This window comes from Leptolyngbya cf. ectocarpi LEGE 11479 (genome assembly GCF_015207065.1).
Lineage (GTDB): Bacteria > Cyanobacteriota > Cyanobacteriia > Phormidesmidales > Phormidesmidaceae > Leptothoe > Leptothoe ectocarpi.
The window spans coordinates 1-15,267 of sequence record NZ_JADEXP010000138.1; the positions used below are offsets into that span (position 1 = coordinate 1).

The following is a 15,267-nucleotide window of genomic DNA, read 5'->3' on the forward strand; positions in this document are numbered from 1 at the left end:
CACCTGATTGAGACGGTGACCCAGGGAAATATTTAGAGCATCCATCGCCAATCGTTCTACGCTTTCTGGATATATGAAATCGAGTTCTGCTAAATCCAATCCTGCAAAAGGGTTTACCCAGACTCTCGTGGGTCGTCTAAAACGGACAAAACTATGGCGCGGGCGCTCAGGTACCTACGCCAGGATCTTGCTGGTGGGTGGGTTATCCCTATGGACCTTGACTGGCCTGGTTCTCCCCGCCCAGCGTAAATCTGCCAAAGCCGCTGAAATTGAACTGGCCAGAGCCAGTAACCCCTGGAGCTTCGCCTCGTTTCCAGTGGAAAACTTTCAAGCCTACACCTCTCCCTTTGGCTATCGGCAATCCCCCTATGGCGGTGAGCAGTTTCACTACGGTTTAGATATAGCGGCTCCTTCTGGCAGCTATATTCGCAACTGGTGGGAAGGTCGAGTTGTTGAAGTCTCGGATAACAGCGCCTGTGGCACCTCAGTTGTGATTGAATCAGGTGAGTGGCAGCATATCTACTGCCACATGCAGGGATATGTCACCTACGAAGGGGGGCAGCGAGTCATGGTGGATCCCAATGGGAACCTGCGGATCCGAGAAGGAGCCACCATTACGACAGGCCAGCCCATCGGTCGCGTTGGGATGACCGGACGCACTACCGGACCTCATCTCCACTGGGGCCTGAAATTTGAGAGCAGCTGGGTAGATCCAGCTATGGTGCTGCGGGCCATGTATGACGATCAGCAGGCTATTCGGTAAGGGCGTGTAATAAGTACATCCCATCTCTATCTGGGCTTTATGATCTGCAGCACAATCTATCGACCAGTCAAGATGTTATCGTCTACCTAAAGCCATCTTTGCGAGTGGCTGGGTACATTACAGCTGTACCCCTGTTCGACAACCTCCCAATTACCTATGACTGCTCCAATGTCTGAAGCTGAAAACACTCGCGCTGTTCTTCGTTCGCAAGAGCCCGAGTTACAGTATGAACTTCCTTGGAACCGTGAAGGCGAGTTCGAAATAGAGGCACTTATCCTAAGTCAAAGTAAAAGTGATTTGCTGGTTAAGGTAAAAACTGACCGGGGCGAAAATCACCTAACTATTTCGGGTTTTCTACCCGGACGAGTTGCCGGTCAACGCTGGCGCTTAGAATGTGTGCGGTCCTCTGGCAGTATTGAGCTGCTGGATGGTGAGCCCCTCGAGTAAGCAGCTCCATCTCTTTTCCCTGCACCGATTGAGCGAAAAGCTGCATTGCCCCTGATGTAGGGGCAATGTGAAAGGGTGCTTGGGCGGTTTTCCGCTCCCCTAGGAAAGCTACCTTTTTACTTACTCAGAGAGGGAATATCGACGTATTCGCTGACAATGCCACGAAACTCTTCACCATCGATAGTTTCTTTTTCCACCAATCGATCCACTAATCGATCGAGTAGGGAACGATTATTTTTGAGCATTGAGCTGGCCTGATCGTAGGCTGTCATTGCAATTTCGCGTACCCGCTGGTCAATCTTTGCTGCCATTTCTTCTGAGTATTCCGAGCGTTGCATTAAGTCGCTACGGCCTAGGAATACCGCACTGCTGGGGGCTTCCATGGCAAATGAGCCTAACTCTGACATGCCAAATCGGGTGATCATTTGTCGAGCAATACTGGTTACCTGCTGAATATCGTTGGCGGCTCCCTGGGTGACCTCATCTGGGCCAAAAACCAGTTCCTCGGCAGCACGCCCCCCCAGGGCCATGGTGATTCGATCAATCAGCTCTGCATAGGAAACCAAGCCATCGTCAACCTGGTCTTCTTTGGGTAAGTAGCTGGCAAATCCACCCACACCACCAGAACGCGGAATAATGGTGACCTTGGCCAGTGGGTTTGAATGCTTGAGCATGGTACTGACCAACGCGTGGCCCACTTCGTGATAAGCAATCAGCCGTTTCTTTTTGCTATCCAGCAGGGGGGTTAATGTGAGGCCAATGGTCAGCCGATCAATGGCATCGTCAATTTCTGTCATCGTCACGGAGTCTTTACGGCGACGAGCTGTTAGAATCGCTGCCTCATTCAGCAGATTAGCTAGCTGGGCACCGGAAAATCCTGGAGTGCGGCGGGCAATGGCATCAAGGTTGACATCATCGGCGACTTTTTTGTCCCGCGCATGGACTTCTAAAATACCCAAGCGGCCCTTATAACCTGGTAAATCAACGGTAATCTGTCGGTCAAATCGCCCTGGGCGCAGTAACGCGGCATCTAAAACATCGGGCCGGTTAGTAGCAGCAATCACGATAATGCCGCCGTTGCCTTCAAACCCATCCATTTCAGTCAGCAGCTGATTTAAGGTTTGTTCGCGTTCATCATTACCGCCACCGATGCCAGCTCCCCGCTGACGACCGACGGCATCAATTTCGTCAATAAAAACAATACAGGGGGAATTTTCCTTGGCCTTCTTAAAGAGGTCGCGCACACGGGATGCCCCCACCCCCACAAACATTTCTACAAACTCGGAGCCTGAAATACTAAAGAAAGGAACACCTGCTTCGCCGGCAATGGCTTTTGCCAGCAGGGTTTTACCGGTGCCTGGCTGGCCCACTAACAAGACGCCTTTGGGAATGCGGGCGCCGATGGCGGTAAATTTTTCAGGATTTTTGAGAAAGACAACCACCTCTTGCAGCTCTTCCTTGGCTTCCTCAATGCCAGCCACATCGTCAAACATGACGCCTGTTTTGGCTTCCATTTGAAACCGAGCCCGAGAACGACCAAAGTTCATGGCTCCGCTAGCGGAGTTAGCAGAACGGCGCAGAATCATCAACAATGCAAATACGACAATCAGCGCGAGTAGTGAATGCACAGCTAACCCTGTCAGTGCACTGTTATCAGAGCGTTCTAGGACTTCGTAATCGACATCGCTACTCCGTAACGTTTGCAATAGCTGCTGGTTATAGACATCATTGGCAAACAGAGTGACCTGATGCAGCGGTGCTTCCTCGTCATCTCCCTTAATGCGCACATTTGCCACCCCGCGCAGGTTATCTAACTCCACCCGCTGAACGTCACCTTGTTCCAGATTTTCTAGGAGCTGACCATAGGTCATTTGCATATCTTCGGTTTCTTGGGCTGCCGCTGGTTGCATCCCGACCAAGGGCGTGGCCACACTCTGGAGCAAAAACCAGCCGATGGCTAGGCCACGGGTAGTGCGACGGCTCAATGAATCTGGACGAAAACGGGAGGGAGTGGGCTTATTCATATAAATAAGTAGAAACAGATGACTAAAAATTAGGCTATGACGGCAGCCTGAAGGACAGGCTGGTTAAAATCAATCTAGTTACAATCCCCAGTTTAGCGTTCTCATCTGCTAACCAGGGGAGTGATTGTGGGCTTTCCTCGCCTAAAGGCCACCAGAACATTTTGACCCCCAAACCCAAAACTGCTACACAAAACATGATTGATCGGATGAGGCCAGCGGGCGCTGCCATCGACGAAGTTAAGGGCAAACTCAGGCTGTTTCAGACCTACACAGGGAGGTAAACACTGGGTCTGCAGACTCAGCAGGCTAAACACCGTGCCGATTAGACCGGCGGCCCCCAGGGTGTGGCCGGTGGCTCCCTTGGTGGAACTGACAGCAGCCCTGGGGAACAGCTGCTCAATCATGTACGCCTCGTTGGCATCATTGAGACGGGTACCGGTGCCATGGGTATGGATATAGTCAATGTCATCGGGGTGCAATCCGCTGCGCTGCAGACATTGATTGGCCACAGTGAGGGTGCCATCCCGTTGGGAAGAGCTAATGTGATAGGCATCATTGCTCAGACCAAATCCGAGTATTTGGCCGTAAATTTGACCATCAGGGGAGTCTCTAGAGGCGGCTGTCCTAGTTTCTAAGATTACAGCCGCTGCTCCTTCCCCCAGGACTAAACCATTGCGATCGCAATCAAACGGATAGCAGCCCTCCTTAGCCATGGCCCCCATCCGTCGAAAGCCCGCCAGGGTCAAAGGCGTAATCGGTGCATCCACAGCGGCCACCACCACCCGTTCACACTGCCCCGTCTGGAGCAGCATATAGCCCTGAAATAGCGCCCACAGTCCCGTGGCACAGGCCGCCATTGGAGCGAGTACTGGCCCTTGGCAGCCCACTCCCTGAGCCACCTGATGCGATAGGCCACAGGGCAGTGCCGATAGCCAAGGCTCCAGGGACTGTTCGCCCCGCGCCATGGCCTCCCAACGGTTAAGGTAACTGCGGCTAGACCCCACGACCACACCACAGTCAGCCAAAGGCACCGTCAGTCCGGCGTCAGCTACAGCGGTCTTAACCGTTTCCGTAACCAGGGTGTCGGGGTCCAGGGGAAATTTGCCCACCATGGCCAGGGGCACAGCAGGGAGTGAGGGGAAGGGCTGACGGAATGCGATCGCACTTTTACCGGCTAGTAAGTGGGTCCAAGTGGTCTGCGCAGTTGCCCCCAACGCTGTCCATAACCCGATGCCAGTCACGACGACATCAACCATTAGCGTCCTGAATCAAACAGAGGAAACCTAAAGCGCGCCCCGTGTAGTTGCCCATAGCCCTATTCAGTGACTAGCCGATCCAACCCATCGGTGACTACAGCTGATTCAATCACATCTCCCTGCTGAATCGCATCTACCGCATCTAGTCCCTCGGTCACATAGCCAAAGACAGCATAGCTACCATCCAAAAAGGGTAAGTCTGCCAGGGCAAAGTAAAACTGGGCCGAGGCCGAATCAGGAAACTGGGAACGGGCCATAGCTATAGCCCCATGGGTATGCTGCAAGGCAGGTTTAGCCGTCTCACCGACCATTTCAAAGGTTTGACTGTAAATTGGCTGCTCTGCGCCAGCAGGTGTTATCTCCAAAGGAATCAGACGCTTTTCCTGAGTATCAGGGTCAATAAATCCCCCCGTACCCAGCTGTTGTACCGGTACCGAAGGATCCTTACTTTGGGGGTCTCCGCCCTGAACCACAAACGGTTGAGGCTCCCGAACTACCCGGTGAAACACCGTGCCGTCATAAACGCCGCGCTCAACTAGGTCGACAAAATTCCCCGCCGTAATGGGCGCTTTGGTCCCATCCACCTCAATAACAATACGCTCTCCATTCACCATCAATTCGACAGTAGCCGTACCCTGTAGCTGGGCGAGGCCCTCAGGAGCCGGAGCCACAGCCACTTCTGTCGACCTAGCAGGTGACTCAGCAGGCTCCGCAGCGACTGACTCCGAAGGATTAGTTGTTCCAGTCGTGCAGCTCACCATTAACAATGCCACGACCAAACCCATGGCCCATCTCATGCGGAAACCCAAAATCATGATTACTTCCTTCTGTGTTAAGAGCACCATATAAGGCACCATATCTTGTCACAGGAAACCTGCCTTTTCAACAGTGTGCCATGGCCAAAGCGCGCCTTTAAACTACAGCCCTTCTAGGGGAACCTGCAGAAATCGAGCTAGTTCAGCCCCTTGATTCTCTACTGCCGCCAGCGATATAGGTTGACCCACACGAGTTAGGGGAATATCTCCCTTTCCCTTAACCTTGAGGTACAACGCTCGCTTAGGATTTAACCCATCGCGGATATCCACTCGTATTGCTGTAACAGAGTCTAACGGATACTTAAAGTCGATCTTTCGATTCTTTCCTGGGAAGCCCCATCGAAAAATCTGAACCTCCTGTGCCCCCTTGTCAAATTGGTTGTAGCCACCACCAACATTCCACGCACAGATCAGCCAAAGATATAGCGAGAGCAGCAGTGCCAATGCACCATAAAAGAACATCACCAATCCCTGGGGAATAAAGATGAGCTGAGTCGGATTTGCAAACGGTAGAAAGTTGATACCTGTATAGCTAGAGATACCAGCCAGTAAAAAACCTGTGCCGCCAACGGTGGTCACCACAGCCCACCAATAATTACTCCAGCGACGAGCACCTAGAATTTCACGACGCAGGACACTATCTTTATCGGTTGTGTTAGAAACAGTTGCCTTAGAAACAGCCATGTTGATTTTAGAAAAAATATTTTAGATGAGTTGCTAAGACTGATCCACGACCAGCACAGCCAATACATCGGTGTTAAAGCAGACGATTGAATCCTTTATTAGGCTATCAAGTATTGCAGGTGAATATACCAATCTACCCCGGATATATCGACCCTAATAATCTGATTAAAACAACCCCTACGCCAATCTTTCAAAAGGCTACAGATTCTGATACGATTAGCTTTAACTTTTGCAACGTTCAAAACCCACTGCTGATACCCAACTGAGCCAGGGTTCATAGGCTCGTTGATTGGTTTCACACAACTTTGTTAACTGTTTTCATAAGAGGACTCCATGACCAGTCAGCCCGACCGCGTGGTTCTAATTGGTGTTGCCGGTGATTCAGGATGTGGAAAATCTACATTTTTGAAGCGCCTCAGCGATCTTTTCGGCGAAGAATTTATGACTGTCATCTGTCTAGATGATTATCACAGTCTGGATCGTAAGCAACGCAAAGAAGCTGGGGTGACGGCCCTTAACCCAAAGGCCAACAACTTTGACTTGATGTATGAGCAAATCAAAACTCTTAAATCAGGAACTGCTATTGATAAGCCGATCTACAACCATGAAACCGGTTTTATTGATCCGCCCGAGCGTATTGAACCCAACCATGTTGTTGTTATAGAGGGTCTCCATCCCCTGTATGACGAGCGTGTGCGTGGGCTGCTCGACTTCAGTGTCTATCTTGACATTAGTGACGAAGTTAAAATTGCCTGGAAAATCCAGCGCGATATGGCAGAGCGGGGCCATACCTATGAAGATGTTCTTGCTTCCATCCAGGCTCGTAAGCCTGACTTTGAAGCCTACATTGATGTCCAAAAGCAATATGCCGACATCGTTCTGCAAGTTTTACCCACTAACTTGATCAAGGATGATAAGGAGCGTAAGATTCTGCGCGTACAAATGATTCAGAAGGAAGGCGTAGAAGGCTTAGAGCCTGCCTACCTGTTCGACGAGGGGTCTACCATTAACTGGGTGCCTTGCGGTCGTAAACTAACCTGCTCTTATCCTGGTATTCGCATGGCCTACGGTCCTGATACCTACATGGGCAATGAGGTATCCATTCTGGAAATTGATGGCCAGTTTGAGAAGCTGGAGGAACTCATCTATGTTGAGGAGCACCTCAGTAATATCTCCACTCGCAGCTATGGTGAAATGACGGAACTGCTATTAAAGCATCGGGAGTATCCTGGTTCTAACAACGGTACCGGCCTATTCCAGGTGCTTGTGGGTCTCAAAATGCGAGCAACCTATGAACGCTTGACTAGCTCATTAGCGGCGGGTGGTGTTCCTGTAGGCGTAGCCTAGTTTCCGCACATAGTGTGCTCTTACAAACGAATGCCGCTTTGCTTGTTTGATTGAGCAAAGCGGCATTCGTTTGTGATGACAATGGATAGCTGGTTAACCTACTGTGGGTATCTGAGGGTATTTAAACCGCTGGATGGTCCTCAGCCTAACGATAGCGTTTTGTCATATTCCAGTATTTGGTCGGGAATGCTATATTGACTCCTATGTATTTATGGCGATCACAAAATACGGTAACCCCGTTGCATAAAGCTAAATAGCAAGGGAAAATCCTGAAGGCTTAAATACTGACAGTACAGTAAAGAAATTATTGACGGTCTGATTTTTCTCTAAGATTTATCATTTCACGGTTAGCATGGCTTCAGGTTCTCATCTCAGTAGTATTCTTATCGTCGAAGATAGTCAAGGCCGACGAGAAATCGTCCTTGACAGCTCTGTCTATTCCGTTGGTCGCGATGCTAAGTGTGATATCCGTCTGGCGTCACAGTTTGTTTCTAGACACCATGCCACACTGGTTCAGCTGCCTAGAGACGATGAAAGTTATTACTACCGGATAGTGGATGGCAACCTAAAAGGTAAGCCTAGTGCCAATGGCATGCTGATCAATGGGCGTAAGCTACAGGCTCATGATTTAAAGAATGAGGACGAAATTGTCTTTGGTCCTCAAGCCCGAGCTATTTACTACCAACTGAAGCGTGACACCACGTCAACGGTGCCTCCTGACGAATTTGATATCACGCTGATTAGCCCCAATATGATTGATGAAGATGAGGAAGGCTAACGGTCCGACATCGCCTATGTAGGGGGTTCCATGCACCCCCCTAAGGAATCCCTAAATCTGATTAGCTAGCCTTACGTTCAATCGCTTGATTAACCAGCTGAAAAATTTTGTGGCAGTGGTTATTAGTCTTTAAGGGTAATTCCTCATTTTTCACGACTAAGTTCACAGTAGCGGCAGGATCTTGAGAAACTAGCTCGGTTTCATCGGTGGAGCCGATCAAGACTTCTACCGTCGCTAATTGGCTGTAAGAAACCATGCCGGGGCGTTCCTTCGCCATCAGATAATCTCCGTCTTGATAAACCAGATGTAACCCGCAGGACTGGAGAACATCTGCTAAAGATTCACGGAGATTACGAACTGGAAGAACGCTTACAAAAAGATTGGTATACCGGGCCATAGAAAATGCTAAAGCTACTGCACAGTGTCAGAATCTACAGTGTGATTAAGGGGAAACAGTAATTTTAGACTAAACAATAAGTCCAAAACTTGCAATTTTTAGATTGGAGCCAGTGTGTCAGTAAATCTAACTAAAAATCTGCATCCAAGTTTACCCTTCTAGAGAATAGTAAGCTTTTCAGGATAAATACAGGTTAAGCCATGGGATGTGACTTTACCCAATAGACAGGTTCAGGGCTGTAAAAAATGCGCGGTAAACTTATTGTTTTCGAAGGGATTGAGGGGAGTGGTAAAACTACCCAGATTCAGTATCTGCGGCAGTGGTTAGATCAGACATTCGTTAACGGTAAGCCTGCTGACTATCCAACGGGGGTGATTGTTACTCGGCAACCGGGGGGAACCAGTATTGGTCAGAAAATCAGACAGGTACTGCTACAGCCTGCCACGGGAACTGAAATTTTAACCAGCACATCAGAGCTGCTGCTCTATGCGGCTGATCGAGCCCAGCATGTGGAACGAATTTTGAAACCAGCTCTGGAAACAGGGCACCTGGTCCTTTGCGATCGCTACACCGCCTCCACCGTTGCTTACCAAGGCTATGGCCGCCAGCTAGACCGCACATTAATTAAAACCCTCAATACGCTGGCCACCGGAGGGCTCGCCAGCGATCTTACCCTGTGGTTAAAGCTGGACGTGGCCACAGGCCTAAAGCGAATAGCCGGACGGGGGCAGGCCGACCGGATTGAGCAGGCCAGCATCGATTTTCATCGGCGAGTCCATGAGGGGTTTGCCGCCCAGGCTAAGGGGCAGGACCGATTTATTACCGTGGATGGTAGCCTGGACCAGGAGAGGGTGGCTGAGCAGATTCAAGCGGTCGTTTCCACCTATTTGCAACAATGGTATGACCTCTAGCGCGTCTCCAACCTCGGCAGAAAAACAGCCGTTGGGCCAGAATTTGACCCAGAGTTTGAGCCAGAATTTTGCCCATATTGTCGGTCAGGCCCAGGTTGTAGATTTACTGGTGCAAGCGGTGCTTAAACAGCGCATTGCCCCCGGCTATCTCTTTGTCGGTCCGGCTGGGGTGGGCCGTAGTCTGGCGGCAACAGCATTTGCCACCATGCTCTTAGGAGGTTCAGATGAAGCCCCCGACCATCTCAAACGCCGTATTCAGTCTCGCAACCATCCTGATTTATTGTGGGTTGAGCCCACCTACTTACATCAGGGTAAGCTGCTAACGGTAGCAGAAGCCCAGACCGCTGGCATTAAGCGCCGTGGACGCCCCCAGGTGCGTTTGGAGCAGATTCGAGACATTGCTCGCTTTTTGGGACGCCCCCCCTTAGAGGCAGCTCAAGCGGTGGTGGTGATTGAAGCGGCTGAACTGATCGCTGAAGCGGCTGCAAATGGTCTCTTAAAGACGTTGGAAGAACCGGGCCAGGCCACTGTGGTGCTGATTGCTCCCGACCAGCAAACGCTTTTGCCCACCTTAATTTCTCGATGTCAGACCATCCCTTTCCGGCGATTAAGTCCAACCGAGTTGGCCCAGGTACTCACACAGAAGGGACATCAAGAAATTTTGGAGCATCCCGAAGTCATCGGTTTGGCCCAGGGCAGTCCGGGGGGTGCGATCGCAAGCTGGCAACAGCTACAAACCATTCCTCCAGACCTGCTCGCACACATCAGTCAACCCATCCCTAACCTGCGCATTGCCCTAGAGTTAGCCCGTCAAATTGGGCAAACCCTAGAACCCGAATCCCAGCTGTGGCTGCTGGACTACCTACAACAAAGCCGCTGGCAGCAGGGACTGGCCCAAGGCATGGAACAGTTAGAACTAGCCCGCAAACAGCTGCTGCGCTATGTCCAACCCCGTCTCGTCTGGGAAGTTACCTTGATGAATTTGGTGGGCGAGGCGTGAATCATAAGGCGTGAGCGAAGCATTAAACTAAATAAGGTAGTTTGTAAAATTTTCTCTAGCGCCTGCATCCTAGGGAAACAAACAATCGCTATGGTGACCCAGTCTGCTCAACGGCCATTTAAAAAGACAAGTTTTTGGATTGGGATGGCGCTGCTTTTACTGGTGGGTGGTGCTTCCTTACTGACTCTACGCTCTGTCCGCCAGGCTCGACAGGCCGCCATCGAAGAAGCTGCCAAGCCGCCCCCAGAACGGGTGGATGTGGCCGCCCTGGGTCGGATCGAACCCAAAAGCCGAGTGATTGATATCGCTGCTGCCGAAACGGGTGTATTGGCCCGGCTGCTGGTGGAAGAAGGGGCCCAGGTACAGACGGGGCAGGTGCTGGCCGAGCTAGACATGTATGACGTTCGCAAAGCTGAGCGGGACTACGCCGCTAGCCAGCTGGCAGAAGCCCAGAAAACCCTCAACGCCGAGCGCGGTCTAGGGGCCGCCCGCATTGTTGAAGCCAATACTCAAGCAGGGCAGATCGATCAGCCCCAAATTCAAGCCATTGAGGCTCAGACCGCCAAAATTCGTAGCCTAGAAGCTCGGCTATCGTTAGCCAAAATCGATCTAGCCCGATTTGAGAATTTATTGAGCCAGGGAGCCATTACCCAACAGGAGTTTGACCGTCAGCAAACTGAGGTAGATGAACTCACTAGCGACGTGGCCAATGCGGTTGCCACCAAAAAGCAGCTCGAACTAGCCCGCGATACAGCCCTGGACAATGCGGCGGCCCAAGTCTCTATGGCTGAGGCCGATTTACAACTGGCCTCAGTGGAAACCGGCGTAGAGTCGGCCCAACAAAACCTGGCTTTAGCCGATGCTAGGCTTAACCGGGCTGTGGTCAAAGCCCCCTCAGCGGGGCAAGTTTTAGATATTTATATTCGACCTGGAGAAGCCGTTGCCGAGAATCGGCTCATGTCCATGGGCAACACGGATGAGATGTATGTGGTGGCCGAAGTCTATGAAACCGATGTGGGTTTAGTAAAACCAGGTCAAAAAGCAACCATCACCAGCCGCAATGGTGCGTTTGAAGGCGCCCTGAGCGGCACGGTGGAAACCATCGGCCTACAGATCTTTAAAAATGACGTGCTAGATGACGACCCGGCAGCCAATGCCGATGCCCGCATCGTGGAGGTACGGATCGCGGTGGATCAGGATGAAGCGGTGGCGATGCTGACCAATCTCCAGGTGGATGTGCTGATTGATATTAAGTCTGATAGTGATTCGGGTGACGGGACCGGGGAGAGCTAACCATGGCTAGGGTATCGGTGGCCTGGTCTAATCTGATGCATGAACGGACGCGGCTGGTGGTTGCGATCGCAGGTGTCGCCTTTGCCGTCATCCTCATTTTTATGAACCTGGGGTTTATGGGTGCCCTAATTTCCACCGCCACCAACTTCTATGAGCAGTTTAACGCCGAGCTATTTTTAATTTCCCCCGAAACCCTGGAGATCAGCACGTCCACCGCCTTTCCTAGAGAACGGCTTTACCAGGCCGCCGGAGTAGACGGCGTCGAGCGGATCATGCCCCTCTACAGCGAGTACCTGCTGTGGCGTAACCCAGAAACGGGCGTCAGTCGGGCCATTTTTGTCTATGGCATTAATCCCAACGACCCCGCCTTTCTGATGCCTGAGCTGCAGGGAAATGAGGCCCGTCGTATCCTGAGCCGACCCGATACTGCGTTTATCGACCGGCTTTCCCGTCCCGAATTTGGCCCTCAGGACGTGGGGACAACCACAGAAGCCGACCGGCGGCGGATCACCATTGGTGGCACCTATGCCCTGGGGGGTGGGTTCGCCGCCGACGGCACGCTGGTCATGAGCGACCAAAATTTTGTCCGCTACCTAGAGCCCCGACCCCTCAGTTTGGTCAATGTGGGACTGGTTAAACTTAATCCTGGAGCTTCCCCTGAAAAAGTGGCATCAACCATGCGCTCATTGCTGCCCGCCGATGTGAGCGTTTACACCAAAGCAGGCATCATTGAACATGACTCCACCTACTGGCTAGAGGCCACCTCCATCGGTTTTATCTTTAGCATGGGCGTGGTGGTTTCATTTGTAGTAGGGGCCGTGATTGTCTATCAAATTTTGTTTACCGACATTCGCGATCACCTGCCCGAGTACGCCACCATGAAAGCCATGGGCTACCGCTCGCAGTACTTGTTTAAGATCGTCCTGCAGGAAGCCATTTTTCTGGCTGTTCTCGGCTATATTCCCGGCCTTGCCGCTGCCCTGGGTCTGTATCACCTGACAGCAAAAGCGACCGCTGGCACCTTGCCCGTTGCCATGAACGGTGGCCGCGTCATGTTTGTACTGATATTAACGCTGCTGATGTGCAGCCTATCGGGGCTAATTTCTGTCAGAAAAGCCGTCACCGCTGACCCAGCTGAAATCTTTTAGGAGGTTCCATGGTTTTACTACAAGTCCGACAGCTCCATGTCCCCCCCGGTCAGCGGCTGCTGCTAGAAGACATTGGCTGGGACGAATTTGAAGCTATTCTTGACGACTTGGGAGAACATCGCGCCACTCGCATTGCCTTTGACGGTGGCACATTGGAAATTATGGCTCCACTACCCTGGCACGAAGACGAAAAGGAAATCATCAGCGACCTGATTAAAGTTTTGCTTGAAGAACTTGATATCAATTTCCGAGCCCTGGGGTCCACCACTTTCAAAAATCAGACCATGCTCAAAGGCATTGAACCCGATCAGTGTTTTTACATTGCCAATGAAGCCGCGATCCGAGGCAAACAGCGACTTGACCTCAGCGTCGATCCGCCCCCTGATTTAGCATTAGAAATTGACATTACCTCGCGCACCCATCCTAAAACCTACGCTGCCTTAGGTGTTCCAGAACTGTGGCGGCGTGAGGGTAAAATTCTAAAAATTTATCACCTTGTATCGGGCGAGTACGTTGAAGCGAGTACCAGCCTTAACTTTCCAGACTGGCCGTTACAAACTGAAATTCCTCAGCGCTTGCAGCAAAGTCTGAGCGAAGGACGCAACACTGCTGTCCGCGGCTTTCGCCGCTGGGTAAGAGAACGACTCGATGCTTAAACGGATTCCTCTCGCCTGGTTAAATCTCACCCATGACCGCCGCCGATTTGCTACATCTCTGGCGGGTGTGGGGTTTGCTGTCCTGCTGATGTTTATGTTTAACGGGTTTATGAATGCCCTTTACGACAGCCAGCTACAGCTGCTTAACCGATTTAATGGTGAAATCGTTATCGTCAATCGGCTGCGGACCAACATGTTTGTGCCCCGTGCCTTTGCCCGCAGACGGCTGTACCAGGCACGGGCGTTTGAGGGAGTGCAGGATGCCTACGCCATGTACATTAGCGAGGTGAACTGGAAAAATCCAGAAAATCGTAAGTCTCGCGTTGTCAGGGTGATTGCTATTAACCCGGATGAGCCAGTGCTCAATATTCCGGCCATTGCATCCCATCGTCAGGCCCTCAAGCTACCGGAAACCGCTCTGATGGATACTCAGTCTCGGGCTGAAGTCGGGCCGATTGAAGCAGGTATCGTCAGCGAACTAGCAGACCGGCGCATTCGTTTGGTTGGCACTTTTACCATGGGGACTGACTTTGCTTCGGGCAATGGCAACTTGATCATGAGCGATCAGAACTTTCTGCGCTACTTTGCCGATCGGGGTCCCGAAGAAGATAAACGCAGCTTTGCCACGGTGGATATTGGTGTGGTTAAGCTAGCTCCTGGCACTAATGTAGAACGAATGGTTAAAACCTTGCGGGACACGTTGCCTAACGATGTGCTAGTAATGGCTCGCGATGGCGAAAACGGATTTGTCATTCGCGAGCGCAAATACTGGCAGGAAAACACCAACATCGGCTTTGTATTTTCGCTGCTGACCAGCATGGGCTTTTTTGTGGGAATTATCCTGGTCTATCAGATTCTCTATACCGATGTGGCTGACCACTGGGCTGAATATGCCACCCTTAAAGCTATGGGATATAAGAACGGCTACTTGTTAGGAGTGGTCATGCAGGAAGCTCTGATTTTGTCGGTGCTAGGGTTTATCCCCGGTGTTTTAGTTAGCCAGCTGCTTTACACCGCAGCCGGTAATGCCACGGGCTTATTTTTTCAGATGACGCCGGAGCGCATTACTAACTTACTGATTGCCACTTTTATTATGTGTTTGGTGTCGGGTGCGATCGCAGTCCGTAAAGTCCAAACCACCGACCCAGCAGACGTGTTTTAGAGTCATAAAACAATGGTCGCTAACTACACAGCAGGTGAACAGGTAGTCCTCAAAAGCTTAGGGCTGAATTTAGCGATTGAACGACTGTATTCCGGGGTTGAGCTAGATTAAATACATGTCGAATTCCACCATTGCCCCACCCGATCTAGCCGTTTATATTCAGCACCTTAACTATTCTTTTGGTGCAGACGACCTGAGTAAGCAGGTCCTGTTTGATATTTCCCTGGAGCTGCCCAAGGGGCAGATTGTCATTCTTACCGGGCCTTCCGGTTCTGGAAAAACCACCCTGCTCACGTTGGCCGGAGCGCTGCGACGCATACAAGATGGCAGCTTGCAGATACTGGGCCAAGAACTCGTCGGTCTAGGCGATCGCGCCCTGGTCAACGTCCGCCGCAATATTGGCTTTATCTTTCAGGCCCACAACTTATTTGAGTCACTCACCGCTAGCCAGAATGTAGAAATGGCGGTGGAGCTGACCGGGAATTTTTCCTCCAAGCGGGACCAGGCGGTTGCCATGCTGAGTGCCCTCGGGCTATCCGATCGAGTCGATTACAAACCCAAATCGCTCTCCGGGGGACAAAAACAG

General features: G+C 51.4%; 16 protein-coding genes. 11 read left to right on the top strand and 5 right to left on the bottom strand.

Going from position 1 to position 15,267, the window contains the following annotated elements:
- Window positions 1-73: 73 nt before the first annotated feature.
- Both IQ260_RS15440 and IQ260_RS15445 read left to right on the top strand, forming a co-directional pair.
- Window positions 74-763 (top strand): M23 family metallopeptidase, encoded by a 690-nt coding sequence (locus IQ260_RS15440; protein ID WP_193993998.1) that lies wholly within the window; start codon window positions 74-76, stop codon window positions 761-763.
- Window positions 764-919: 156 nt separating this feature from the next.
- On the top strand, window positions 920-1,210 hold the full coding sequence (locus tag IQ260_RS15445) for a hypothetical protein (protein WP_193993999.1): 291 nt from the start codon (window positions 920-922) through the stop codon (window positions 1,208-1,210).
- Window positions 1,211-1,326: 116 nt separating this feature from the next.
- On the opposite strand, the gene ftsH is transcribed toward IQ260_RS15445, so the two are convergent.
- The 4 genes from ftsH to IQ260_RS15465 all read right to left on the bottom strand — a co-directional run bounded on the left by ftsH (window position 1,327) and on the right by IQ260_RS15465 (window position 5,989).
- Window positions 1,327-3,234: an ATP-dependent zinc metalloprotease FtsH gene (gene ftsH, locus IQ260_RS15450; protein WP_193994000.1), complete on the bottom strand. Its 1,908-nt coding sequence runs from the start codon at window positions 3,232-3,234 to the stop codon at window positions 1,327-1,329.
- Window positions 3,235-3,335: 101 nt separating this feature from the next.
- A complete protein-coding gene (locus IQ260_RS15455) occupies window positions 3,336-4,490 on the bottom strand; it encodes a beta-ketoacyl-ACP synthase (protein WP_193994001.1) in 1,155 nt (384 codons plus the stop codon).
- 59 nt (window positions 4,491-4,549) lie between these two features.
- Complete coding sequence (locus tag IQ260_RS15460) at window positions 4,550-5,305, bottom strand: peptidylprolyl isomerase (protein ID WP_193994013.1); 756 nt, start codon at window positions 5,303-5,305, stop codon at window positions 4,550-4,552.
- 102 nt (window positions 5,306-5,407) lie between these two features.
- Window positions 5,408-5,989: a photosystem I assembly protein Ycf4 gene (locus IQ260_RS15465; RefSeq protein WP_193994002.1), complete on the bottom strand. Its 582-nt coding sequence runs from the start codon at window positions 5,987-5,989 to the stop codon at window positions 5,408-5,410.
- A 333-nt stretch (window positions 5,990-6,322) separates the two neighbouring features.
- On the opposite strand from IQ260_RS15465, the gene IQ260_RS15470 reads away from it, so the two are divergent.
- Both IQ260_RS15470 and IQ260_RS15475 read left to right on the top strand, forming a co-directional pair.
- Window positions 6,323-7,336 carry a phosphoribulokinase gene (locus IQ260_RS15470; RefSeq protein ID WP_193994003.1) on the top strand — a complete coding sequence of 338 codons (1,014 nt, stop codon included), beginning with the start codon at window positions 6,323-6,325 and terminating at the stop codon, window positions 7,334-7,336.
- 352 nt (window positions 7,337-7,688) lie between these two features.
- A complete protein-coding gene (locus tag IQ260_RS15475) occupies window positions 7,689-8,114 on the top strand; it encodes an FHA domain-containing protein (protein WP_193994004.1) in 426 nt (141 codons plus the stop codon).
- Between the two features lie 61 nt (window positions 8,115-8,175).
- Here IQ260_RS15475 and IQ260_RS15480 read toward each other — a convergent pair whose 3' ends face one another.
- Entirely contained in the window at window positions 8,176-8,511 is a 336-nt protein-coding gene (locus IQ260_RS15480; RefSeq protein ID WP_193994005.1) for a hypothetical protein, read from the bottom strand.
- A gap of 245 nt (window positions 8,512-8,756) precedes the next feature.
- Here IQ260_RS15480 and tmk point away from each other — a divergent pair, with 245 nt between their 5' ends.
- The 7 genes from tmk to IQ260_RS15515 form a co-directional block, all read left to right on the top strand.
- Entirely contained in the window at window positions 8,757-9,422 is a 666-nt protein-coding gene (tmk, locus tag IQ260_RS15485; RefSeq protein WP_193994006.1) for a dTMP kinase, read from the top strand.
- On the top strand, window positions 9,412-10,422 hold the full coding sequence (locus tag IQ260_RS15490) for a DNA polymerase III subunit delta' (RefSeq protein WP_193994007.1): 1,011 nt from the start codon (window positions 9,412-9,414) through the stop codon (window positions 10,420-10,422). The genes tmk and IQ260_RS15490 overlap by 11 nt, the downstream gene beginning before the upstream one ends.
- A gap of 90 nt (window positions 10,423-10,512) precedes the next feature.
- Window positions 10,513-11,715, top strand: a complete 1,203-nt coding sequence (locus IQ260_RS15495; protein WP_193994008.1) for an efflux RND transporter periplasmic adaptor subunit — start codon at window positions 10,513-10,515, stop codon at window positions 11,713-11,715.
- A gap of 2 nt (window positions 11,716-11,717) precedes the next feature.
- Entirely contained in the window at window positions 11,718-12,863 is a 1,146-nt protein-coding gene (gene devC, locus IQ260_RS15500; RefSeq protein ID WP_193994009.1) for an ABC transporter permease DevC, read from the top strand.
- 8 nt (window positions 12,864-12,871) lie between these two features.
- Entirely contained in the window at window positions 12,872-13,519 is a 648-nt protein-coding gene (locus IQ260_RS15505; protein ID WP_193994010.1) for a Uma2 family endonuclease, read from the top strand.
- Window positions 13,512-14,681 (top strand): ABC transporter permease DevC, encoded by a 1,170-nt coding sequence (gene devC, locus IQ260_RS15510; protein WP_193994011.1) that lies wholly within the window; start codon window positions 13,512-13,514, stop codon window positions 14,679-14,681. The genes IQ260_RS15505 and devC (IQ260_RS15510) overlap by 8 nt, the downstream gene beginning before the upstream one ends.
- A 115-nt stretch (window positions 14,682-14,796) precedes the next feature.
- A partial coding sequence (locus IQ260_RS15515) for an ATP-binding cassette domain-containing protein (protein ID WP_193994012.1) occupies window positions 14,797-15,267 on the top strand: 471 nt, incomplete at its 3' end.